This is a genomic window from Vibrio sp. 10N.222.55.B11, from assembly GCF_041473705.1.
GTDB classification, from domain to species: domain Bacteria; phylum Pseudomonadota; class Gammaproteobacteria; order Enterobacterales; family Vibrionaceae; genus Vibrio; species Vibrio crassostreae_C.
In genome coordinates, this window is the sequence record NZ_JBFRST010000019.1 from 69,970 (window position 1) to 95,934 (window position 25,965).

Consider the following 25,965-nt stretch of genomic DNA (forward strand, 5'->3'; position numbering starts at 1 on the left):
TTCATCTAATTCATCTAATTAAGCGTTGGCTTTTTGTTCAAAATCTTCAACCATAGTTAAGCCATTGTCTGCTTTAATGTATGCCCAGTCTTCAGTAACATTTAACTTCCATTCATAATCATTGGCTGGAAAGCCATTCGCTAAGATCTGAGTCGAAATAACGAGTGCAAGTACAAATGTTTTTTTCATTTCCCTGTGTTTCGATTGTCAGTTTTGTCTTTATTTTCAAGATTATATACAACAGGACTAGCGAGCGTGACTGCAAAATCGTGGTATAGGATAGTTAGAAACTATCAAAATATAACAATGAATTTAATCTATGGCCTAATTTCATTGTAAATGTAAGAAGTCACGCTGTCTTTGAAAGTTGACCAACTAAAACAGCATGACTGGGGGTTCTTTGTTTAGGAATGAATACTAATTCCTGAATACAGCTCGCTCATCGTTAAAGAATCAAAAAACAACGTAAAAAATCACGTTCTTTCCCTATGAATAATATTCAATTTTCGAAAACACACCTAAATACGAACACTCTTCAGAAACTCCACAGAAAAAATTAAATCATACACCAACCAAGCCGTTCAAATCGGACTAAAACAATGGGCATTTAGGACTTAACATCTTATTTATTAGAATCTTAAATAATAACAAATAGAATACAACACATCGGATTTGTTATTTATAAATATCAAATTACTATCTCGCCGCTCAATAATTTCTAACCAAAAAATAAACAATAAAAAGGTATTAACATGTCTATAACTTTTCAAGGTAACCCCGTTTCAATCTCAGGTCTATTTCCTAAACCTAATCAAGTAGCACCAAGTTTTACTCTCTGCGACAAAGAATTAAATAGCCTAACCTTAGAAAGCCTAAAAGGGAAAAATGTCTTATTAAATATTTTCCCTAGCATTGACACCCCAGTTTGTGCTGCAAGCGTTCGTACATTTAACGAGAAAGCCGCTAATTTAAACAATACAATCGTATTATGTGTTTCTGCCGACTTACCATTTGCTATGAACCGTTTTTGCGGTGCTGAAGGCATTGATAATGTAACAACCGCTTCTTTCTTCAGAGAGTCATCATTCACTGAAAACTACGGTGTAAACTTAAATGAAGGTGCGCTTGAAGGGTTAGCTGCTAGAGCTATTATCGTTATTGGTCAGGATGGTATGGTCACACATAGTGAATTGGTTTCTGAAATTACTACTGAACCAAACTATGAATCAGCACTAGCGGCTTTATCATAATCATGCGTAAACTACTTATTGTTGCTGCTACCCTATATTCAATAAACGCCTTCGCAAAGTTTGAAACTACTGAAGACGATGCTGAGTTTGGAGCGGCTCAAGTCGTCACACTTGATAAAACAACAAAGTTTGACCTGATTGGTACACCATTAGAAGTAGGTGATTTAATGCCTTCGGCTAAGATGCTGACTTCAGATTTAGGAAGCTATGATACCAGTGCGAAAAGTAAATCGATCAAAGTCTATAGCATATTAACATCTGTTGACACGCCGGTTTGTGTTCAACAAGCTATAGAACTTTCTCAATACATAGAAAACAACAGTCACAAACTTCAAGGTATTGAATTTTATGCAGTGAGTGCCGATACTCCTTTCGCTCAACAACGGTTCATTAAAGAGTACTCTCTTGACGGGGCGACATATCTTTCTGACTCTTCAGAACATAAGTTTGGCCTAAATACAGGGACTCAAATTAAGCAGTTAGGTTTGCTTAGTCGAAGTATCATTGTTGTGGGTATAAATAACCAAATTATTTATACCCAAAGAGTACCTGAACTTACAACTATCCCTAGTTTAGAGCGAGCCGTAAAAATAGCGTTAAAAAGCCGCTAGATACCAATAAGATATAAGAGGCATCAGCCTCTTATATCAATAAAATCCCCATTCTAACAATTAAAAATCAATGATTAAAAAGCAAACGTTTATGTAGGATTGTTAATTTTCATCTCATTAATAACTATCAAACCAAAAGAAGTGTCAATACTAGAACTAATAATAGGGGAAATTTCGATTGAGAATTATAAAATCAAAATACGATATGGCACTTCATCATTTCATTAAATAATATCTACCCTAATTTCACGACCTCTATCCATGACCGCATCGATACAACCCCATAGATTAAAAAGCATATTGAACCAAATATTTAAGCTTTGGGTGTCATGCATACGACCTCACTGGATGAGGCACTAAAGCACCTCAATGAAACAACACACATAAATGAAAGTAACTCTACTTATTTTAGGCATACCTTTCAGGTTCTCGATAAAAGAACAAACCAAAATTACCCTAACTTTTATAAACAATTTTAATTATGAAACCAGGGTTATATTGTTTTCTTAGTTGTTGTCTATTGAATAATTTGGTAAATTTGTATCATTTCATTTCAAGACAATAGCAAGTATAGGTAAAACAGATATCTATGTGGGACTTTAGACCTCAGGAGTGCTTTCAACTTCGAAATAAAATATCAGGCGAAGAAAAGAGACTAACCCATACAGAAAGCCAGTTGTTATTGCTCTTACTTTCGAATAAACATCGAGTCGTAACTAAGTCAGAAATTCACAAAAAAATTTGGCTAGGAAAATGTGTTTCAGATGCCAGTATCACACACAGTATTGCTTCATTACGTCTAGCTTTAGATGATACAGCGGAAGCGCAATGTATCATTCGAACCGTACCTAAAGCCGGCTACTTTGTCGCTGAGAATAAAATAGCTCTAGCTTTAACCAACCAAGACCAATCCTATACTGGGCGCCCTGATAAGATACGAGCTCTTAAACTTAGGTGTTCTTGGCAAGTTGGAGTAATACTTTTATTAGTCAGTATGAACTTGTTACTGTTTTGGTTTTTGTTCATCCCTTCACAAAGCGAACCTAAACTGAACATGTCAAGGTTGAACTCTCAAACCAACACTTTTACGATCAAGAACAACGATTTCCATAGTCAACAGCTCCTAGAACAACTGATTAGACACCCTGATTTGAACAATGTGAATTTTTATATCACTTCAAATAAAACTAGGATTTATGTAAGTTGCATTCACCAGAATTCCTCATCACCTTACGGCCAAAGCATCAACTTCTCCATTGATATTAAGCGCGCTATAGAGAGAACTAGTAATGATATTGTACAAAAATGCCAATAAGCGCTACAGACTTGGCGTTGTCTTTTTACTTGCCTTGTTTCCTATTCAAATCTTTCTGAACGCATCGTTTATTCCTAGTTTTGCTAAAAACGCTACTACCCAAATAAGTAAAACGATTCTGACTTACGGTGAGACAATGGGAGACAATAAATACAGAAAAATCGACTACCACTTAAAACCTTATCTATGGAACCGATTTCTCTTACTTACTTCTATCCATTTCGGCAATGGGAAAAAGGTTGATACACAATTCCTTATTACCTTTTGGCCAAAATCTATTTATTCAATAAAATACATCAATAAGCTGGTTGACGCTCCAGAGTCAGAATATTTCGATTTGCCGGAGCAACATGTCCTTTTTGACGGGGGCGAAGAAATTTTTCAAACTTTGCGAGAAACCCCATACCAATATTGCTACATCCAACTGTCGAACAGCTCAGTTCAATGTGTCAATATATCTAAAGATAAAGAAAAAAATCGCCTTCAATGAGAAGAAAACAGCATAGCATGTGGACATTTAATCCAACACTTCGGCATCAACTAACTAACCAAAGTAATGGGAAGAGCAAAAAATTGCACTCTACAGATTGCAAAATTTTAGAGCTTTTATGTCAATATCAAGGAAAAACTGTTTCAAAAAACGCCTTAATAAACGCGGCTTGGCCGGGGCGTGTCGTCTCTCAAGCGAGTTTAACGCAATCCATAGCTCACCTACGCATAGCTTTAGGAGATAATGGCCGCCAACAAAATATTATAAAAACTGTACCTAGACATGGTTATTCGGTGGTTAGCGACCTCATAAGTCTTGAGATGCCTGTAGCTCTTGAACAAGACAACTTATCAACCTCTTGCTCAGAAATACCCCAAGACACTCCCCAACTAGAGCATCAAGAAAAGATTGGTCTATCAGCTCATCTACAATACCTTCAAAAATTTATTTTATTGATTCTCTCACTCTTGTTGCTACTTAGCATTACTTGGTTAGCACGGATCATATATTACAATAGCACCACAGATCGTCTCCAATGGAATCAGCGTGAGTATTTGGGGGTAACGTATTACTTTACGAATACTAAAAATGGAAGTCAACGTTTCAAGGATCTCAAACGGAGATACTCAAGTGATTTGCGTATGCTATATATTTCTGAAAACCCCGAGCAATTGTATATATCGTGTGTTTACCAACCTAACAATTTGCATGAACGTCACACAATGAATTTTAGTTTTTCCCGAGATTATTCAATCGAGCAAGTAAAAGAGGCCATTAATGAACAATGTCAGTAAAGCCATCGTTTGGCTGGTGTTGGCAAATACACTCATCATTGCGCTGCTCTCGTGGATGAATAACCTTAACCATCCTCCATTCCTCGATGGTCGAAACAACACCATGTTGTTTTCTCGCGGTCGTACATATACAAAATTTGAAGTCGATACCTTCAAAGAAGTTATTACCGTTGATCATCGGTGGGGAGGAGTCCACGATATCCATTCGAGCACACTATCCGAAGGAGAAAACAAGGCTCTCAACGTTTATTACTCAGTTTATTTTTGGGGCATAAACCTTTTTTCGACGACCAACGTACTACGTAGCTCAAACTACATTCCCTCCACCGAACTCGACTTCGCTGAAGCCCACTTGATTAACGATTCCTCGGAACAATTTTTCCAGACCTTGTATCAAGACAAATATATATTTTGTTATTCCAGTTTATTAACCAGCAGTGTCCAGTGTATCACTGCAGATTAATTAGAGTAATTAACCTAATCAACCAACACATTTAGTTATAACTAAATGTGTTTAAAATAAACCCTTTAATACCAATGAGTTAATTTAATTTTGTAAAATTACGGTCAACGGTAAGTGTTGTAAAATTTGGATTTGTTCATTAGTGTTTTTAAGGTTTTTTGGACATAGTACTAGCAAATAAGACATGTCCGAGAAATACAATACTCATGAGCAACAAAAGAGAACCTTTAAAGATCACTGCACTCTTGTTGGAAGGAAGCCCAATCACAGCGATTTCGGGACCAATCGAAATGCTGACCATCGCTTCAATACAAGCAGGATTACCTACCCCACAGGTTAGTTATGTATCCGTTACAGGTGAGCCCACTCAATTTCTTGGAGGACTCATAATTAACTGTAATACACATTGGGCATCCGTCGAACAGACCGATATTTTGCTAATAGGCGCATGTGGTGATATAAGTAAAGGGTATTATGTCTTATCCGAAGAGGTTAAGTCTTGGCTACAAAAACAAATCGCGCAGTCTGAGTTTGTTCTCTCTTTATGTACAGGGGCTTTTCTTCTGGCGGAGCTTGGGGTTTTAAACAAACGAAGCGCTACTACACATTGGGTATATGCTGAAGATTTTCGCAAGCAATTCCCCCAAGTAAAATTCAAACCACACTTAAAAATTACTCATGAAGGCAGATATATATGCACCTCTGGTATTAAAGAATACTTCGCCGCAACAATCTTGTTAATTGACGCTCTGTTGGGCACCGCCCAAAGAATAAAATGTGAACAATATTTGGGAGGCGATATTTCGAAAATAAAGCGAATTTTTTTAACAAGTTTTGTTCAATACCAACAGCACAGTGACGGTTTGATTAATCGATTACAAGAATGGATGCATAATGAAGACCCTAGCAGGCTCTCTGTCGCTATGTGTGCAGAAAAAATCTTTTTGAGTGAAAGACAAATGAAACGTCGCTTTAAAGCAGCAACTGGCGAATCTCCAATGAGTTACATACAACGTATTCGAGTAGCATTAGCTAGAGAAAAATTGGACACTACGCGCCTAAATATAGAACAAATATCCCAGCAGGTCGGTTACAGTGACACAAACCATTTTCGATCGCTGTTTAAAAAGTTTTACGACATGACACCCACAGAATATCGCAAAACGACACAGACTGGTGGGGCTTAATCATTTAAATTTTCGTTGAACCTAACTTCTTAGTTTAAAAGAAGGGAGTTACCCGAATTAATTGAGATTCTTAATCCACAATCCAAGACAAAATAGGTAACTCTCGCTCTAGAGCCCTCATCAATTCAACATTTAAAAAGTTTATCTATCCCCGCCCACGCTTGTATCTGCAAGCGTTCAACGACGCCACACCACACTTAATCTCGTTTTAATATTCGTCATACACCATCGAATCTGAAGACATTAAAGTCTTTGATTGGGGCGCCTAGAAAGCCAAGAAACACGGATGACTTGGCGAAAGCCAAATCTCGTTATCAATGTGGATCGATAGGAGGTCCTTAGCGCTAAGTTAAACCTCGTTAATGTCAGTGACGATGATAATAAGGCGCTAACAACATTACTTAACCCACTTCGAAAAAGTCAATGAAGTATAAAGTGATAGACCTAGTGACACGAGAATGTGCAACTAGATACAAGAAGGAAAAGAGAAACAAAGTCGACTGATTTGTTTACAAGACGCTAAAAGCCCTGACAACATGGACAAGTAAAAACAGGTAATAACGACAAAAACTCAAGACGAATGAACATGGTTACTCATCAAAGGGAAATAAGTTGCCACCAACATTCAGTTGATACATTGTTAGCTAGTAAATGGAACTGAGTGAAAATAATCTTCCTTAGGTTCAATCTGACAAGCGCCGATTAAAAAACAAAACTGTCAGATCAGGACCAAACGACGACTCTTGATTGACCTCAGGATAACCATCTTTACCACCGATAAAATACTATTGAGAAAGTTTATCTAGGACAGGGGTTATCGACTGATGAAGTTCACTGGTTTCATATGCACCAGATAAGAGTCTACTTGGGTAAGCAATTGAATTACTGAGAACTTCACCAATATTATTAATATGAATACGAGTATCTGCCACACAAGCGCTCATGCATATTTTAATAAATTGCTTTGAAGTATCAAGTTCAAGCAAACGCGCACATCGCAGTGCTTCTTTAGTTCTTTCATGGAGCATTTCTTCAGATAACACGATTAACCCCTTCTCCATTCAGTAGCATAACAATGTGAAACTCTTCGCTTTCCCTCACCATAGCAAGGAAAAGGCTCTCTCTCATTTCTTTTCGGACCGTATTATCGCCAAGTACATATTTCGTCAAAACGCTAATAGCTTGTTGCTCGCTAACTTCGTCTTGACTAACTATTGCCGACAATACGCTTTTCGACAGGTTTGACGAGATGTCAAAATTCAGTTCTTTTGCCGTTACAAGCATCGCTTTTATTACTTTGTTTTTTTGAGCTCTGATAGTACATATTTTCAGTTCATGCTTATCAAATGCATACCCAATATCATCTAGTAGTTGGCTCAGTTCTTGATACACTTTGTATTCCTCTAGTTCATTGTTCTCGTCCCTCATATGTTAACGTTATATGTTTAAAATAAAATAATGAAACCAATTGCACCAATAAAAAAATACGATAAATATCATGGGATTATAAAAAAGACCTCACTATTACGTCCAGAAAATAGGATATATATGTCCTATTTGCTTACCATGCAATGGAGGTAATGCTTTTTATCCATATTAACTGAGTTGGTCTACATAGATTCAATACCATTAGAAAAACGACACATACCCCTTACATTTAGGACTTTAACTGCGACCATTTACACATAAACCATTGAGTTTATGTGGTTAAATTTAAAAATAACTAAATCTATGGACGAGGTTTCTTATTTTATTTTTTCTGGGCAAGTAGATAATAATGCACAGAATCTTAAAAAAGGAACTGACAATGTTATACGCACAACCTGGAACTGAGAACTCAATTGTTGATTTCAAACCACAATATCAAAATTTCATTGGAGGAGCATGGATCGCACCGAAACATGGAAAGTATTTTACGAACACCTCTCCAATCAACCACTCAGTAATTTGCGAAATTCCGGCTTCGACTCAAGAAGATATCGATTTAGCAGTTAATTTTGCACATGGTGCAAAAAGCGATTGGGCTTCAACATCAGTTACTGAGCGTTCGAACATACTACTAAAGATCGCAGATCGTATTGAACAGAATCTTGAGATGCTTGCTATTGCTGAAACCTGGGATAACGGGAAACCTGTCCGCGAGACGCTCGCCGCTGATATTCCTCTGGTAGTCGACCATTTCCGTTATTTTGCTGGATGCATTAGAGCCCAAGAAGGCTCTGCTTCAGAGCTGGATTCGCAAACCATGACCTACCACTTTCCTGAACCTGTTGGGGTTGTCGGACAAATTATTCCATGGAACTTTCCACTCTTGATGGCGGCTTGGAAACTAGCACCAGCTCTGGCTGCAGGTTGTTGCGTTGTCTTGAAGCCAGCAGAGCAAACTCCTGCATCGATATTGTTCTTCATGGAACTCATCGAAGATCTCGTACCTGCTGGTGTAATAAATATCGTTAATGGCTATGGTTCAGAAGCGGGTCAAGCGCTTGCAACACACAAAAAAATTGCAAAAATCGCCTTTACTGGTTCGACTGAAGTTGGACAACATATCCTTAAGTGCGCCGCTGATAACCTGATCCCATCAACAGTCGAGCTAGGTGGTAAGTCTCCAAACATCTTTATGGCTGATATATTTGATCACGAAGACAGCTATCTAGATAAGTGTATCGAAGGCGTACTACTGGCTTTCTTCAATCAAGGTGAAGTTTGTACGTGCCCTTCGCGAGTTCTGATTCAAGAATCTATTTACGATCGCTTCATTTCGCGTTTACAGACTCGCATGAAAACGATCAAACAAGGAAACCCGCTCGATACCGATACACAAGTCGGATCACAGGTTTCAAGAGAGCAGTTTGACAAAATCCGTCAATATATCGCACTTGGTCATGAAGAAGGCGCTGAATTACTTATTGGCGGTAAGAGTTATGAAGACAATGGCTACTTTGTCGAGCCAACTCTCTTCAAAGGAACTAACGAGATGCGTATTTTCCAAGAAGAGATCTTTGGTCCAGTCGTTGCTGTTACAACATTTAAAGACTCTGAAGAAGCACTGGCTATCGCTAACGGTACTGAGTATGGATTAGGTGCAGGGGTATGGACACGTGATAACAATCTGATTTCACATATGACGAAAAATATCCAAGCTGGACGAATTTGGGTCAACTGCTACCACGCGTATCCAGCTCACGCTGCATTTGGTGGTTACAAAAAATCCGGCATTGGTCGAGAAACACACAAAATGATGCTCGATCATTACCAAAATACCAAAAATATCATCGTAAGCCATAGCATTGATCCCTTAGGCTTCTTCTAATTATTCAACTGCTCCTCTGCCCGATGGTTTATCGGGCATATTTTTATCAGAATAATAATTTTCAATGGCTTGGTATCATAACAAAATGGTTAATAAAAGTAGCTCTAAATTGACAATAACCTAACTTAGAAACGAATTATAGAGAATGCAAACCCGTTCAATATTTTTATTTGGTTGATCTTCAAAGGATACCTCACCTTAGAAGAAATAATTATTATTAAAAATAAATCTAGCAGAAAATAATGGAAAAACAATGTGCATAAATTTAAATTACAAGTCATAGGTTCAATGGTTCTAATCATCACAATGATTATTTTAATCATCGCATCTTTGAATTTTTGGTCTTTCCACAATGAAAGTATTCGATTAAACAAGGAGATACTTCATGAGAAAAACTCAACAATTAACGGAAAGATGACAGAAAAACTAGAAATTTACAAACACATTTTGTCTTCAATAAAAATAGATGATGATAGTTATAGAAATGGTAGTTTATCCTCTAACCTTACTAACCAACTGCAATCAATTCATAATATTTTTGGTAATATTAGTATCGGTGTCTTCCTTTTTGACCGTGAAGGTTCGCTTTACGATATGTCTGGAAAAATTACAGAAGTTAATGTTAAAAAAATTCAACGTGATTATTTTATCGAAACATTCGAGAAAGGTAAAGAGTTCTATGTTTCAAAGCCTTATACTTCATCAACTTCGGGAGAGGTCGTATTCGGTATAGTGTATAAGATAAATGAAGATATCGCGATAATTAGTAGCATAAAAAAAGGATCAATACTAAAAGATATTATAGGTAGAGACGATGTTTTCCTATATACGGAAGAAGGGACAATAATAACCTCACCTAATAAAGAACAAGTAGGAAGTAATATATTCTTAGAAAACCCTACATTTAAAAAATTTGATAATAACCACCCAGAATTATCATATACAAATCGAATCGGACGAAAAGATGTAGATTATACTGCTTTTTGGAGCAAACTAGATATCAACGGGTGGGAGTATGTAATTTTTACCAAAGATAATATTATAAACAAAGGAGTTAATGACCAAGTTTTCATCTCTATACTCACCGGATTACTGTGTATAATTTCTTCTATTGGTATCTTATTTTTTATTATACACATATTGGTCTTAAAACCTGTTGGCGGTTCTCCTAAAGATATTGCTTTGTTGATGGAATCCATGGCTAAAGGAAATCTTCGTCAAAATATAAAAAAAACAGGGAATGAAACAGGGATATATCGTTCACTCATTAATTTTTCTGAACAACTATCTAATTTGATTAAAAATTCACATGGAATTGCAGAGAATGTCTCATCTGCCTCACAACAACTCACTGTAGTTATGTCAGATACAATACAAAACGTTCAATATGAACTATCTCAAGTTGAACAGATATCTACTGCTATTAACGAGCTTTCGACATCCTCACTAGAAGTAAGTGATAAAGCAACAATGGCCGAAGAAGAAACACGAGCAAGCCAAAATAATGTTGAACATGGTATCAAAATATTGAATGAAAACCTAAACTTTACCAATGAAATTAATAACTCAGTTAGTAGTACAGCTCGAATTATTGAAGAGTTGAGTGAATTTGCGGAGGAGATCGGAACTGTTATAGAGGTTATAAACGCCATCTCAGAACAAACAAATTTACTAGCACTCAATGCTGCAATAGAAGCAGCCCGAGCCGGTGAAGCTGGACGAGGGTTTGCTGTAGTCGCTGATGAGGTAAGGAACTTAGCCTCAAAGACGCAAACCTCCACCATCAGCATTAAAGGTATCATCGAAAAATTGCAAATTCAATCTGAAAAAGCGAACCGGAATATGGGAGAGAACGTGTTATTAATCAAGAAATCCGTATTTCTAGCTGATCAGATAAAGTCTTCATTTGAAGAGATATCTACAACAATCGAGTCAATCTCTAATATAAATACACTCGTAGCCAATGCATCCCAACAGCAATACAACGTCACTGAAGAAATTTCAAAAAACGCAGTACGAGCTTTCGATTTGGTACAGCAGAACGTTTCATCAGTTAATCAAACACTACAGGCATCAAATGAGCTAGCGCTCTTAGCAGAATCTCAAAAAAACGAACTAACCATTTTTAAAGTATAAATATCTAGGCAGGTCTAACGAAGTCAAACACTAGTTAGCCTGCCCATAACTAAATCAATCCAAGACAATATTATTCTTTGATATTCATGTTTTCCATTGATATGGATAAGATCGCCAGCTCCCCCTCTTCCCTCTTCATAAGTAATATTTAAACATCGCCAATTTTTAGCCATCTTACTTAGCCAATTAAAAACCTAACTTCCAAAGATAGCTTTAAATATTTCATTTAAAAAAGTAACTATAGTTCACCGTTGAATGTTAATAGTTTAATATAACTAAAGCCTCAAGCTATTTAATCAGAAAATTTTTGAACCAGTCTTGGCTTCCCTGACAAATCTATAGCTACATAATTAAAATTAGCTTCACATACTTGGAATCTTAGATTAACCTTATCTTCTTGAATAGGTTTTACCCAAACTTCTAAATCAATCGACATTGATGTTCTACCAATTTTAACGCATTCACCATAACAACAAACGACATCACCAACCTTTACTGGTTTTTTAAAAGTGATACTTGATACTGAAACTGTTGCTATCCGTCCTCCAGATATTTCTTGAGCTAGGATTGCTCCAGCTAAATCAAGCTGTGACATTATCCACCCCCCAAAAATATCACCATTCGCATTAGTATCTGCAGGCATAGAAAGAGTACGTAAAAGAAGCTGTCCTTTTGGTTTTTGTTTAGTATTGATTGAAGTACGCAAGATATATTCCTATATTTTAAATATATTCTTATATTTAACCATATTTAAGTTTAAAATTCAGCTTTGAAAATGTTTTATTTTTCACAGATTTTGATACTGTTGTTATGCACTTCTTATTCCATTAACATCGATGCTGGATTGAGCCACATTCTAAGATTGATTTAGCTCATTAATCGGAAAGTCGGAACCTTTAAGCTCTATAGGAAAATTAGCTGACTAAGGTACATATGCATAAAAACATACTAACAACCTACCGGAGAATTCTAATTCCTCAAGCTCATTCACCACTAGTGACCCCCTTAGATCGTAAAATTACTGTTTCAAATATTGCTCGAACGTGATAATCGGAGTGAACTTTCCACTGGGCTATTGCATCACTTTTTAACACTCCTATTGCGTCATATCTCGAATGCCCAGGCTCCCAGTTACTTGTATTTTTACGCTGTGAGGTTAACGGAATAATACCTTTTCGGGGCAGTACTTAATGGTACACCTTCGTATCACAAGCTCCGTTACCTGACATATCATTGCTCTTTCTTCGAGGTAGATTAAGTAATGTTGGCAGCACTACACTATTACTACATCGACGAGGTTTACCTCTACACAAAGATTTCATGCGTACCTACATCCACTGTGAGATAGAGCGTTCGCCAAGTTCTCCGTTTTCATGGCCGTACTTTCTGACTTTCTATTCGTCCTCGCCAAACACTTTAAAAACAGAGAATCAATGAAATCTTGTAGCGTTCGAAGCGGGAGATATGATGCTCTTTTTCATAGAAGAGCATTATCTGAGTCGTCAAACCCTCTACGTCGCTTTCCATGGCGTATCGCACATTTCCATACTTTAATCACGCATCATTAATACAGAGTAACATAACCACTCTTACATATTACGCGATGATATTACCACCAACTCGATCTATGCAACAACGTATGCCTTAACCACCTAACAATCAGACACTTTAAAAATGCTTTCCAGATGAAGTTAAATCAATCATTGTATGAGAATTAAAATAAAAAAGCCGGCTTCAAAAAGAAGACGGCTTAGATTAATGTTTGAAATTATAGTTTATTAGCTATGCAAAAGCGTTTTTCCCTCTAGAAACATCGGACCATGCCTTAGTGATAGCAACTCGAGACTTACTATCAAGGTTATCCATAAAGCCATTGTCGCCACCCTGAGGCGCAAAACCACTCATAGCTTGAACCAATGCGTCAATCGAGGTGGCAGATAACGCGGTATAATCTCGTTCACCTTTCGCATCCTTATCTCTCATATCAACAACAACCTGTGCACGATTACCATTGAAGTAATCAGCGAAAGTGACAGAACCAATATGTTCAAACTTCGCTTGGTTAGTATCGCTTTCAGGATCACGTAATATAGAAAGTTTTAAATCATAACCACTACGCTCAAACCACAGTTTATTCCAATCAATGCCATTGAACACAATCTTATCTTCACTACGGATGTCTTCAACAAGGTTGTCGATAACATCACCGCTCACGACAAAACTGTCGACACCAGTCCCACCTTTGAATGTATTTTGGTATCCACCAAGTACCATCAAATCATGTCCTTCACCGCCATTGAACTGACTGAACTTTGACATGGCCGCTGCAATCAAGTGATCGTCCCCTTCCTCGCCGTTCAACACTGCGTGATAACCCAACAGCTTGACCACATCGTTACCAGTGTCAGCATTGATACGATTATAGTTCCCAAAGACATTGGCAAAGTCGTTCCCCGAACCTAACTCTACTTGGTTGTTATTACCGATCGTAACTGAGTAATCTTGCTCATCACCTGTATCCACGCGGTTATAATTACCAGAAGTCACAACATAATCTCGCCCTGTTCCGGTATCAATTTGTCCACCTTCCCCAAAGACAAATGCTTGATCATTACCAGCACCAAGGAAAACATGGTTAATTCGTCCAGCGACCACAGCAGTATCATTACCTTCACCACCAAACATCATATTTTCACGCCCCATAAGAACGCCCATATCATTACCTTCACCGCCGGTAAAAATATTGGATGTACCAGTTGCGTAATACACATCGTCACCTCGACCGCCCCAGAAGTTGTTGTTATCCCCTAGATAAGCCCCTAAATCTTTGCCGTCGCCACCCCAGTTGAAGTTATAGTTTCCTAGAGAAACATGGACATCACCATCCCCTTTTAAATGACCACTCTTACTTAAGAAATCGAATGTTTTTTCTTTCATATTCAGTAGATCTTTCGTTAGGTTCCCTTTCAGGTTTTCTACCAACGATTTCATCTCTTTTTGCTTATCTTGGCTAAAGATAGTCGTAAACAAGTTAGGTAGACTGAACGAATTAAAACCAAATGCACGATCTTTTTTCGGGGTTTTTTCAGGCGTTGTAGCCTCATCGCGACTTTTTTGAACACCATTTACGTTGGTCCCATTAACGGAAACTGATGCTTTATCCTCTTTCTCTTCTGGCGTTTTTTCTTTCAAACCATGAGTTTCTGCGAACGACTTAAGGCCATCTGCGCCCATATCAATTCCCGATTTCAAATCGTCTAACAGCTTAGTAGGATCGACGAAAGCTTGAAGTTGATCACCACTAAACTCACCAATCACTTCCAGCATATCTTTGAGGATTGCAACCCCGTCTACCGGCTTACCATTACGAGCAAGAATTTGCCCAGATGCGGTGTAATCCACACCGAAGATGTCCCCAAGTGTCGTATCCGCACCCACACCAGACAACTGGCCAAGTAGTTTATTCTTTAACTGTCGGGGTAAATCTTTAGGGTTATATGTGAAGGTTGTTTTCGCTTGACCTGTTGCAGAGAACTGCTGTGTCATTAAGCCAAACAAAGAACCTAGATTGGTATCAAGGATAGACTGGATATTGTCACCAAACATAAAATTCCAATTGCCCGACGTGACCTGAATATCCGCACCTTGACCACCAACAGCGAAGTTAAATGCTAACTTCTCATTCGCTTGACGAAACTTATCTGCGCGACTTAGTTTGTTTGCACTGGTGTCATTACCACCTAACCATTTGTTGAACTTCTTGTTCAGAACAGCTTCAGTGTCATTCTTCAAACCTCGGCTACTACGTCCATTTTGCGAATCCAAACTCACAAGAGTGTCATAGTCAACACTGCTACTTTGATCTAAACCAGACATATCTTTAACGAACTTCTTCGCGCCTGACAATGTCCACTGTTGATTTTGAGCAGAAACCCAATCTTTGCCTTTGCCCGAATTTGCTATACCTTGCAGAACTCCAGAAATACGAGCGGCCCCATCAAACGGGTTAACAAGTGGTGGGGTTGGGATCGATTTATCCAGCATCACAATCAAATCATTGCTTCGTCCTAAGTTGAAGCTCACGTTGCGATTTCCGATAAACATCTGCGCACCTTCCAGAGCCTGATAGCCACCGATATCGAAGCTGTGTTTGCTCTGACCATTACCGATATGAACCATCACATTGTTATCACCAAATGCCAATGACTTAAAGCCACCAGTGCCCACTTTAATGCTAACGTTAGATGTGCCCCAATTCACCGCGGTAAACTCGCCATCGCCCACATTCACTTGGATGTTCCCAGAGTAGCTGAGCTGATTGCTGTTTCCTGAAGTTGAGGAGGTTCCTTGATTTATTTTTCTTTTTTCTGGTGCCTCAAAAACATTGTTGTTTTCACCAATAGCCCCACGGACAGACTCGTCCGTCTTGCTCATACCAACGTGAGAAAGATTAATGTTTCCTTCAGCAATGCCATTTCGAATACGCTCTTCTTTCGTCGTCACTTCACCTTGAGCATCCAAACTAAATGTAACTTTGTGTTGTGGCGCTTTTTGTACCCAGTCGCCATTAGCATCACGAGTGTGTTTACGACCAGTTGAGTCAACCGCAACCTCTGAGCTCCGGACTGAAACATCGCTACGAATTCCATTTATATCCATCGCTTTAATAAGCTGCTTACCAAAGCCTTTCTGTTTGTCATCACTAATTAAAGAACAGCCCACGACGCTAATATGATCAGGTTGAGTGGTGATGCTTCCTGATCCACTGAAGGCTTGATTCAATTTAGCAAGCTTGACTGCTAATTCATCAGCACTATAACCACTCATGCGCATATTATTGTTTTCTGAATCACCACGGCCATGACCAACTAATTGCCATCTAACCTTTCCATCAAGCTTCGAGGGGTCACCAAACACCACTCGATAGTTTCCGTCTGAATCAAGTTGAACTACCACACTCTTATCAGGATGTTTACCTGCTAAGTTCCCCGCAGCTTTAGCCACCACAGGGTCGTTCTCCATTTGAACAATAACTTGTCCATCAAATCGAGTTTCCCCGCCACCCGTTTGAGGTAGAACTTCAACACGCTTCCAACTATCAACATGTTTATTATTAACATGACCGTCCTCTCCACTTAAGGAGCTAGTGAAAACAATCTTTGGTTTATTCACGACATCTTCGTAAACAGCACGTAGACTCACATCATCCTTCTCAATCTTGAATTGGTTCGTTTCACTCACTTTAAGTGCCGGTAAACCTAAACGATGGGTAATGCCAGGAACAAACCCTTCAATGCCTTTGTGAGATTGCAAATGTGCTCTCCCATAGATAGCAACAAATTTTTCACCCGCTGGCAATTTTTGCAACGTGTCTACCGCTATATTATTTGCAGCTCCAGCCCGATACATCAACCCATGCTCTGTCCCTTGAATGTTAGGGCGAGCCGTAATATTCGCATCAAGAGCAACAATGCGCATACCATTTGAACGTGCATTTTCAAACAAAGTAACGTCTATATGCTTAGTTTTGAGCATTGCACTTAATTCATTGGACATCACACCAGTAGCCAGATAATTGTCAATCAGTGGCTGCGCAAGATCCGAACGCAGGTGCTCTAGACCAATGACAGTGATACCTTGCTTCTTGAGTACATCCATTTGCTCATTAACAAAGCGCAAACCATTAACATCGCTGCCATGTACTTCGCCAATTAAAAGACCTTTACGGTCATTTAGAAGTAGAGAAAGCTGCTCTTCGACATTCTTCTTTTCGGCAAGTTTCTTACTTAGGTCTTCGTATCCAATACCAGAATATTGGCGATCCCAGCTCTCAACATCTGTCTCATGACTACTGTGGTAAATACCTTTAATTTGATCCATTCGACCGGCTTCAACTTGAGAAACATAGTTTCTGTCTGCGAATTTCTTTAGCAAGATCATTTCAGCTGAATCGCCGGAGCTCCGATCCGACGACTTAGCTGCTTCTTTCAAGAAATAGAAAGCCATCTGAACAGACTCAACCCCGGTCAAGTCTTGAAGCTCTTGGTAACTGTAACCCAAGTGGACAGTTTTCGTCGCTTCATCCAAGACAGCTTTGCTTAGTAAATCGTTCGCCTGTGATTTTTCCAACCATTGTTTGAAGTCTGAATAATGTTCGCCAAGTTCGATGTGATATTTAGCGTCAAAGCCCAAATCCTTCGGAGTCTCTCCATTATATCCTTGCTTTGGCGATAAATACGGGTCTTCATTTGCCCAACGGACCATCATTTCGGTTAGACCCGCATGTTCACCATTGGCTTCCTCGATCGCCACCATATAAATGTCAGCGGCAAGTTCGGGGCGTGTCTTTGCAATAGCGTCAATGGCCTTTTGGGTAACTTTCATTTCCCCTTTAAATAACTCAGTACTTACCTGCTCTTTCAATTGCGTTAGTGCATGATTACGACCGGAGGTTGGATGTTCAGCTAAATAAGCGTTAATCTTATTGCAAAGTTCAAAGCTCGCGCTCATCTGCTCTTGACCATTGGAATGATGCACCAAATCAACTTGGTCTAAGATACTTTGATAAGAAGCACCAATCGGTTTAGCAAAAATTTTCGCTCTATCTTTCAGCTCTTGCTTCGTAAATACTTGAGATAAATCTACTTTTAATCCGGTCTTTTTTCCTAATGATTCAAGATCCGCAACTTTGTCACTTGTCGCCCTCTTAACTGGTAACACTTCCCCTGGTTCATCTGATGCAGAATTAGCATGCTCTTTGTAGAACTTAAGCGTTTTATCCAATGCCTTGTCCAGCGCATCGCGCACTGTGCCCTTTGAGCTATCATCAACTAGGTCTATCAGATCCTGATAGTTGGCGGTGTAGCTTTCCAATACTTTTTTGCGATCCTCTCCCGTTTCCTGCAAAGCTTTGTACACAGCAAGGCTTTCGTTGACTGAGTGACCGCCGTCAAAAACTAAGAAAGACAAGGTGTTTAGGTAAGCTTGATCAACAGAGAATCCTGGATTCTTACTCGCAATATGTTGGTTCAGGTGCGTCATGATATTGGTTGAACCCGACGCGCCCGTCACTACCGGCAGACCATTATTCAAGGCATTACTTTCGAATGTTGTCTTTTTACCCGGAGTAAGAATTCGACCATCTGCGACACTGCGGCCTTCTATAAAGTCATCGTAGTTATCACCTTTCGGTTGATATTGAAGCGCCGTACCATAATCACTGGTTTTCTTTTCAATAAGGGTAACTTTGTTTTCACCTTCAACCCCTGATGATATTACCGCATCAGTTGAACGAGCCTTGGTGATAACATTCCGATAGAAACGGTCCCCTTCAGCTTTCCACGGGGCCATTTCCATTCCCAAACCAGGGGTAATTGCCATTTTCACAGCCAGGAAAGGAACTTTTATAACACCGAAACCATCATCAACTTGTGTCATCATAGTTTTGAAGTTGTCATAATTCGGTGTTTCAAGGAATTGAGTTAAGGTCGGGACGCGACTAAACCATGGACGCTTGTCTTTAGCGATCTCTTCTGCAAACGCTTCCATTTTTGTCTGGATTCGCTCAGCGCGCAACACATCGTCTCCCGCATCCGGCAGCAAGCCATGTATCCATTCGTCAAAATCATTAACTAAACTGGTTCCGATTTGAACTGAAGTATTAATCGCTTGTTCTGTCGGTGTTTTCACCAACTCATGAGCTATTTCAGAGTCAAAACGACGGCCAAACAAATTATCAAGATATTGACCTGTCGCTTTATCTTTCTTTGCATCAGCCAGTAATTTATTTGCCAGCGTTTGCAGTTTAGGGTGTTCTGCTAACTTTTCATGAGCCTCGCTAAACAGCTTAACCGCTTTCTCTTGAGTCACACTTCCGCTCATCCATAGCGTTTTAGCTTGCTCTACTAACTCATGTATTTCATTCGCATAAGTTTCAGTAGTCTCTATCTGACCTAGCTTATAAATAAATTCAATAAGGCTCTCATTTTCAGTTTTTGGCGCATCTCTCTCTGAAGTTGAATTCGTCAGAGTCGGTGAAACCACTCCGAACGACTTTAAGCTATTGATTTCGTGCTCGGTCAAAGGTTCAACCAAACCAACCACACGACCAATACCGTCAAACACGAGCTTAGACTCAAACGCTTCAACAGCTTTCGGATCAATTGCAATACCAAAGACATTGGCGTCCTTCGAACGGTTCCTCTGAATATGGCTTTGCAGCGACACCATTTCAAATTGGAGTGTCTTAACTAACTCACCACGTTGAGCGAACTCTTTTGGATTTTTTTTCTGCCACTGGTGAAGAGCCAACTCTAAGGCAGCAAGATTCTTTTCAGATGGGGTACGCTGAATTGACTGAATGTTACTTCTTACCACTTTCAACTCTTTACTAGGTAAATCCGTTAAAAGCTTGCCAATGTGTCGCTTAGTCGAATCGACAAATCTTGCATCATTAGAGCCAAGCAATGAGAAGTCAAAACCATCTACGCCTTTTCTTACAGCTAAAGAAGTGTCAGCCGCTTCACCCAGCCCGTGAAGATTGACACCTGAAATGCGAATATCTTTTCGGTTTACATCTTGTGATGCTCGATTTACAACTCTGATACTGTCGGTATTGCTCTCAGTGAACATGGAAGTGATAGCTCTTCCGGTATTTTTAGAGCGAATACCTGCATTGATTTGTAGTCGGTTTACGGCTTGAACAGCATCGTTTAACGCTTCTTGCTCTTGCTCGCTCAATCCTTCACTGAATCGGCCATCGGCGCTTGACTTGTTGTTGGCATTCACATGGTTACCCGTGACGCCTGCACCTTCTATTCTGCGTGCTTTACCCGAAAGTCCACTGCCCACAGCACCTTGACGATCAGGACGATCCTCTTCGTTCTGCTTTGAACCTTTCGCATCCGCTTGTGCTTGATCCGCTTTGTTTTCAGCATTTCTTGCATCACGATTACCACGTTCTTCAGCGTCTCTAGCTGAATTATTCGCATTCGATTCAGCTTGTTTAGCTTCATTAGCTTTCGTAGTGGCGTCTGTTTTACGCGCATCAGCGTCGGCTTTAGTATTCGCAATATCTTTCTCTGCACCAGAGCGATTCTGTTCGCCTTTCGCAACGCCTGCTTCTGATTTCGCCACAGAATCGTTGACACTTTTTTGGTTGTCTACGTGCGCTTTTTTCGCAGCGATGATGCTTTCCCCAGCAACATCTTTAGCCTGACCTAATTTGGTTTGAGCATCCTCTAAAAGACCGTCTGCGAAATGGTTGCGCCAATGCTCACCAGATTCACCTACATAAACCGCTTTGTTATCCAGCACATCAAGTCCCTGGGCCAATGTCGTCAGGTCTTTAGTTACCGCTTCAGACTCTTCGTTCACAGCATCACGCTGCGCTTGCCCATTGCTCTTTAATGCTTCTTGATCGGTGGATTCTAATTGAGCCTGAGAACCCGATACGGCTTCAAGTTGTTTCTGCTTTTCTTGCTCTAAGCGTTGACGATCGGCTTCCGCTCGTTCTTTGTCAGACATTGCATTTTGCGCAGCTTGATTTTGTTCCGCATTATCGGCAACAGCATTAGCTTGGTGTGATGTTTCAGATTTCGCCACAACATTATCTAAAACATAGCCCAACCCATCATCATGGCCTGTGCCTTTAAATTCTATTCGGTTGCTGCCAGAATTCGCAGTCAACTTAAGTGTTTTTTGTTGCCAAGCTGCTTCATCGCCAGAAGTTGAGAATACAACATTACCGTTCCAGAGAACTTCTATGCCTTCGTTGCTTGAAATACCTGCACGTTTTGCAAAATCAAAGCTAACCGCAATGACTTCACCTTCCGCTAAATCCGTTAAATCTTGAGAAAGACTTGTATTAGTATAAGTATCTAGCTCTGTAACAAGTGAACCATGACCATCACCACTTACGCCATAATCCTTACTTGAAGAGGCAACTTCAACACCGTGAGTCGATTCCCATCCCAGACCACCTTGCTCAAAATCACCATTGACGATCAAGTTAGGTGTTTGCGTTTGATTTGAAGATTCTTCGATGTTGAGTTCATTTTCCATGTTGCTGAGATCAGGCGTTTCAACGTTGGTCACGCTTCCACTTAAACCGTCTCCTAGATCGGAACCCACTTCTTCGATTTCATCTAAGTCGAAACCATCAAGTTTAGTGATTTCAGGCGTTGAAATAGCACCTCGTCCTTTCTGAATTCCTGATGAAGAAGCTTCATCACCTTGAACTAGGTAATTAATCGCTTGGCTGCCACCCACTCCAAGAAGAGTTTGTTTAATATTATCAAACAGTGCGGAAAGCTTATTGCTGCTCGTGTTACTTGACGCGACGGCTAGGCTATAGAAATCACCGTTACCCACTTTGATAGCAACGTTATTTCTGGCATAAGAAGCGTTAATCCCTAAGCCATCACCTACGTGAATATTCACGTTTGCTTTGCCTTTCATCACCGCAACATTGAGACCGTCACCCACTTTGGTGTTAACGTTATATTTGCCCCATGCAACGTTCACTGAAATACCGTCACCAATTTTGGTGTTGATATTCGCATCACCATAGGCCGCCGTTACACTCAGGCCATTACCCACGGTTGTCGTAATATTGGCTTTACCTTTTGCCGCCGTGACCTGCATACCATCACCGACTTTAGTGACGATATTGCCTTTGCTCCAAAGTGCGTTGAAGCTATCTCCGTCACCCACTTGAGTAACGATGTTCGCTTCACCTTTCGCTAAAACAACATTACGGCCATCACCCACTTTCGTAATGATATTCGCTTTGCCCCAAGCTCCCGTGTAATCATCGCCATTACCGACGTGAGTAATGACATTCGCCTTACCTTGAACCACAGAAACTTCTTGGCCATCACCGATTTTGGTGATGATGTTCGCTTCACCTTTGGCGAAGTTGTATCGATCACCGTCACCAACGTGAGTGAAGATATTTGCTTGTCCCCAGGCCACGTTAACGCCTAATCCATCGCCCACTTTTGTGATGATGTTAGCTTTACCTTTCGCCAAACCAATAGTCGTACCATCCCCCACATGGGTCATGACATTGCCCACTTTTGATATCAGTAAACCAACGGTGGTTCCTTCGCCAACTTTGGTTAAGATATTACCTTTACCCGCCAACACAGCTGCGGTTGTTGCATCACCAACATGGGTCACTACGTTTGCTTTCGCAGCTGCGACAACACCCATGAAGTCATCACCGACTTTCGTTATGATATTCGCTTCACCAAGGGCTAGTACGCCAGTAAGACCATCTCCTACGTGAGTCATAATGTTTGCTTTACCAAACATCGCGGCTAAGGTTGTGCCATTACCCACTTTCGTCATCACGTTTAGTTCGCCAGCAAATAAACCTAAGCTTGTGCCATCACCAACGTGAGTATAGATATTCGCTTTACCGATCATTAATGCAGCAGTTAGGTCATTACCCACTTTCGTCATGATATTGGCTTGGCCAAGCATTGCAGTAAACGTGCTGCCATTACCCACTTGAGTGAATATATTTGCGTTACCTACCATCGCGGCTATCGAGGTACCATTACCCACCTTAGTCGCGATATTACCTTTTGCTATCATTAATGCGACTGTTGTGCCGTCACCAATATGCGTAAAGACATTCGCTTCTGCGACCATAAGCGCTAATGCATCACCATGACCAACCTTGGTAAATACATTGCCTAGGCCGCCCATTAGCGCCCACGCGTTCCCTTCACCAACGTGAGTGAAGATATTGCCTACGCCGATCATAGCGGCTATTGAAGTGCCGTCGCCTACTTTGGTGAAGATATTACCCGCAGCACCCATTACGCCAAGTGTTTGGCCATCGCCAACATGAGTCAATACGTTACCAATACCCAACATAATGCCTGTGGTATCGCCATCGCCCACCTTGGTTAGAATGTTCGCCCCACCAACCATGACGCCAGTTGTCGAGCCATCACCAACATGTGTAAGTACGTTGGCGCCTCCTCCCATAACGGCAAGCGCATTGCCATTGCCTTTTTTGGTTAGGATGTTTGCACCACCAAGTGCGACTGCGGTCGTATTTGAGGCCGTATCATCACCGCTAATATGAGTAATGATATTGGCGCCACCAAGCATACCCGCCGTGAGGTCACCGTCACCCACTTTAGTCATGACATTCGCGCCACCGACAAGTACAGAAGCGATGTCGCCCTTACCAACCTGTGTCATGACATTAAAGCCACCGACCGCTAACCACAACCCGTTGCCAGACCCAATTTGGGTGTGCGTGTTGTAGCCGCCTAGCATAGTCAAACGACTATTACCGTTACCTTTGTGAACTGAAATATTGCCATAAGCAAGTAAGTGGGCTAAGTACTCGCCGTCACCAATACGAACCAATACATTGACCGCACCGCCTGCGTAGACATCCATTTTCCCTTGTTTGCTCTGATGAACGAGCACGTTAGCTAAACCAGCACCACGGAAAGTGAGGTCGCCTTCATCGCCACTTTTAACAATGACGTTAGCCGCGCCGCCGCCAACAAATTCGGTATCACCAAACTTAGAGCTGTGAAGGATAACGTTGGCGAGACCACCACCGTTAAAGTAGACATTACCGCGTGTCACATTGGATTTGATGACGTTACCGCCACCGACACCATTGAACCGAACGTCCCCTGAACTTTCACCACCATCGCTAGCAGACTTAAACAATGATTGTTCATTGTATTCATCAATATCCGCTACTATTTCACTGGTACTTCTCAACGTATTAACGCTGTATTGTAGCTGACTCAACGAGTAACCATTTTTGTACCCAGAGCTGTAACCGTTTGCGGAAGAGATATCTTCACTAGACAAATTTTGGGTGTGGTCGCCTTCTTTATACCAAGGACGAGCTTGATACCTTAGTACTCCGGTATCGGGATCGTTTGCAAGTTCGACGACAACTATTTTTGTGTATGACCCCAAGACTTTTGCATAGACGTACGTGTTTGCTTTTCGATTCGATTTAACTGCTTTGACATCGACAGTCGAGCCATCCGAAGAGATAGCATGCCCACCCATTTTTGCATCAGATAATGACACGTCTTTAGCATCAATCACCGCACCGTTAGCGTAGGTCACCCACTCATATTCTGTAAGGTCTTTTTCAACGGCGTGAATAGTCACCGCTTTCTGGTGTTCAACTTTCAAATCCGACAGCGTATATGCGCCATAGACTTTAACGGGGTTAAACCCGCTCTCAGAGGAAATATCCTGGCTCGTTAAGTTACTTAAATGATCGCCTTCTTTGTACCAAGCGGTAGAATAATACTTAAGCTCTCCAGTTTCAGGATCGTTACTCAGCTGAATTTTATTTATTTTGGTGTACTTAGAATCCGAGAAAGCAAACAGATAAGTATTCGGCTCACGTGTCGATTTTATACCCGTAACTTGATGATCCTGGCCAATCCAAGTTCCACTTAGTACCGCTTGAGTAAGCACGATTTCATCGGCATTGACATGCGCCATCCCTTCGCCGTCGAAGTCTTTACCTATCCCTTTACGGGTAATATTATTGTAGGCTCCCCCCCCGGAAAAACTGACATTTCCGTGGGCGACATCAGAGTAAAGGCTGTTGTACCCTCCAACCCCTTCAAATGTAACGTTCCCTCGTGTTTCAGCATAAACGTCATTAGCTTGGCGTGTACGTTCAATTCGATTTGATGCGCCTGCACCCTGTAGGGTTATATCTCCAACTTTACCTTTTCGAACCAGATGATTATCGGCACCAACACCACGGAAAGTGATATTGCCAGTTTCCACTCGTGAACTAATGCTGTTAGCCGCACCGCCCCCATCGAATGTCACATCACCACGTGAACCCTGGTATTTATTGAACCAAGTTCGGTCGAGTTTGTTTCCGGCCCCTGCCCCCGTAAAGGATAAGTTACCCTGGTTTGTTTCATGCCAAAGACTGTTGTAACCACCAACACCACCAAATGTCACATTACCACTTAGACCTTTACGGGTTATACCGTTGTATGCAGCTGCACCTCCATAATTTACGTCACCGCGATTACCTAAGTGGTCAATAGTAACTCCACCAGCAAGGCCGGCAAATGAGACATCACCACCCCCACTTTTATTGATATCAACATACCCAGCCGCACCTTTTACACTAAGGTTACCAATAGAATCCTCTACCTTTAGATGGGCCGCACCGCCTACGACTGTATCATTACCACTACCCGTATAAACTGTGGCAGTAATTGAAGCGACGGTGATATGATCATCACCGCCGTAAGCTCGAATATCGCCGCCAATAAGACTAGTCGCAACAATATTATTGTCCCCATCGTCAGCGGTATAGCTCCCTGTAAAGAAGTATTCAACACTTCTCCAAAATGGTTTTCCCATAAAATAAACTCT

At 40.6% G+C, this 25,965-nt stretch carries 14 protein-coding genes; 9 read left to right on the forward strand and 5 right to left on the reverse strand.

Features of this window, described 5'->3' with window-relative positions; all coding sequences use genetic code 11:
• Positions 1-18: 18 nt before the first annotated feature.
• Entirely contained in the window at positions 19-189 is a 171-nt protein-coding gene (locus tag AB4503_RS08160; protein WP_280605150.1) for a hypothetical protein, read from the reverse strand.
• Between the two features lie 563 nt (positions 190-752).
• Between AB4503_RS08160 and tpx the strand changes: the two genes are divergently transcribed.
• From tpx to AB4503_RS08195, 7 genes are all read left to right on the forward strand, one after another.
• The gene (tpx, locus tag AB4503_RS08165) at positions 753-1,250 is read left to right on the forward strand and encodes a thiol peroxidase (RefSeq protein WP_017082551.1); all 498 of its coding nucleotides are present in this window, start codon (positions 753-755) and stop codon (positions 1,248-1,250) included.
• 2 nt (positions 1,251-1,252) lie between these two features.
• The gene (locus tag AB4503_RS08170; protein WP_372114247.1) at positions 1,253-1,861 is read left to right on the forward strand and encodes a redoxin family protein; all 609 of its coding nucleotides are present in this window, start codon (positions 1,253-1,255) and stop codon (positions 1,859-1,861) included.
• 589 nt (positions 1,862-2,450) lie between these two features.
• Positions 2,451-3,176, forward strand: a complete 726-nt coding sequence (locus tag AB4503_RS08175) for a transcriptional regulator (RefSeq protein ID WP_372114249.1) — start codon at positions 2,451-2,453, stop codon at positions 3,174-3,176.
• The gene (locus tag AB4503_RS08180) at positions 3,151-3,666 is read left to right on the forward strand and encodes a hypothetical protein (RefSeq protein ID WP_017082554.1); all 516 of its coding nucleotides are present in this window, start codon (positions 3,151-3,153) and stop codon (positions 3,664-3,666) included. The genes AB4503_RS08175 and AB4503_RS08180 overlap by 26 nt, the downstream gene beginning before the upstream one ends.
• A 17-nt stretch (positions 3,667-3,683) precedes the next feature.
• Positions 3,684-4,460, forward strand: coding sequence for a winged helix-turn-helix domain-containing protein (locus AB4503_RS08185; protein WP_231903591.1), 777 nt, complete (start codon positions 3,684-3,686; stop codon positions 4,458-4,460).
• Complete coding sequence (locus tag AB4503_RS08190) at positions 4,444-4,923, forward strand: hypothetical protein (RefSeq protein ID WP_017082556.1); 480 nt, start codon at positions 4,444-4,446, stop codon at positions 4,921-4,923. The genes AB4503_RS08185 and AB4503_RS08190 overlap by 17 nt, the downstream gene beginning before the upstream one ends.
• Positions 4,924-5,129: 206 nt before the next feature.
• A complete protein-coding gene (locus AB4503_RS08195) occupies positions 5,130-6,110 on the forward strand; it encodes a GlxA family transcriptional regulator (protein WP_372114251.1) in 981 nt (326 codons plus the stop codon).
• 785 nt (positions 6,111-6,895) lie between these two features.
• On the opposite strand, the gene AB4503_RS08200 is transcribed toward AB4503_RS08195, so the two are convergent.
• Positions 6,896-7,153, reverse strand: a complete 258-nt coding sequence (locus AB4503_RS08200) for a hypothetical protein (RefSeq protein ID WP_017082558.1) — start codon at positions 7,151-7,153, stop codon at positions 6,896-6,898.
• Complete coding sequence (locus AB4503_RS08205; RefSeq protein WP_017082559.1) at positions 7,143-7,538, reverse strand: hypothetical protein; 396 nt, start codon at positions 7,536-7,538, stop codon at positions 7,143-7,145. Before AB4503_RS08205 ends, AB4503_RS08200 begins: the two co-directional genes overlap by 11 nt.
• Positions 7,539-7,917: 379 nt before the next feature.
• Here AB4503_RS08205 and AB4503_RS08210 point away from each other — a divergent pair, with 379 nt between their 5' ends.
• Complete coding sequence (locus tag AB4503_RS08210) at positions 7,918-9,423, forward strand: aldehyde dehydrogenase family protein (RefSeq protein WP_372114253.1); 1,506 nt, start codon at positions 7,918-7,920, stop codon at positions 9,421-9,423.
• A 255-nt stretch (positions 9,424-9,678) separates the two neighbouring features.
• Positions 9,679-11,559 (forward strand): methyl-accepting chemotaxis protein, encoded by a 1,881-nt coding sequence (locus AB4503_RS08215; protein WP_102421101.1) that lies wholly within the window; start codon positions 9,679-9,681, stop codon positions 11,557-11,559.
• A 292-nt stretch (positions 11,560-11,851) separates the two neighbouring features.
• Here AB4503_RS08215 and yciA read toward each other — a convergent pair whose 3' ends face one another.
• Positions 11,852-12,265: an acyl-CoA thioester hydrolase YciA gene (yciA, locus tag AB4503_RS08220; RefSeq protein ID WP_017082562.1), complete on the reverse strand. Its 414-nt coding sequence runs from the start codon at positions 12,263-12,265 to the stop codon at positions 11,852-11,854.
• 1,076 nt (positions 12,266-13,341) lie between these two features.
• Positions 13,342-25,953 (reverse strand): MARTX multifunctional-autoprocessing repeats-in-toxin holotoxin RtxA, encoded by a 12,612-nt coding sequence (gene rtxA, locus AB4503_RS08225; protein ID WP_372114256.1) that lies wholly within the window; start codon positions 25,951-25,953, stop codon positions 13,342-13,344.
• Positions 25,954-25,965: the final 12 nt, after the last annotated feature.

Coding starts and splice junctions, on each gene's coding strand:
- AB4503_RS08160 (WP_280605150.1), bottom strand. CDS start 189: ATGAAAAAAACATTTGTACTTGCACTCGTTATTTCGACTCAGATCTTA.
- tpx (WP_017082551.1), top strand. CDS start 753: ATGTCTATAACTTTTCAAGGTAACCCCGTTTCAATCTCAGGTCTATTT.
- AB4503_RS08170 (WP_372114247.1), top strand. CDS start 1,253: ATGCGTAAACTACTTATTGTTGCTGCTACCCTATATTCAATAAACGCC.
- AB4503_RS08175 (WP_372114249.1), top strand. CDS start 2,451: ATGTGGGACTTTAGACCTCAGGAGTGCTTTCAACTTCGAAATAAAATA.
- AB4503_RS08180 (WP_017082554.1), top strand. CDS start 3,151: ATGATATTGTACAAAAATGCCAATAAGCGCTACAGACTTGGCGTTGTC.
- AB4503_RS08185 (WP_231903591.1), top strand. CDS start 3,684: ATGTGGACATTTAATCCAACACTTCGGCATCAACTAACTAACCAAAGT.
- AB4503_RS08190 (WP_017082556.1), top strand. CDS start 4,444: ATGAACAATGTCAGTAAAGCCATCGTTTGGCTGGTGTTGGCAAATACA.
- AB4503_RS08195 (WP_372114251.1), top strand. CDS start 5,130: ATGAGCAACAAAAGAGAACCTTTAAAGATCACTGCACTCTTGTTGGAA.
- AB4503_RS08205 (WP_017082559.1), bottom strand. CDS start 7,538: ATGAGGGACGAGAACAATGAACTAGAGGAATACAAAGTGTATCAAGAA.
- AB4503_RS08210 (WP_372114253.1), top strand. CDS start 7,918: ATGTTATACGCACAACCTGGAACTGAGAACTCAATTGTTGATTTCAAA.
- rtxA (WP_372114256.1), bottom strand. CDS start 25,953: ATGGGAAAACCATTTTGGAGAAGTGTTGAATACTTCTTTACAGGGAGC.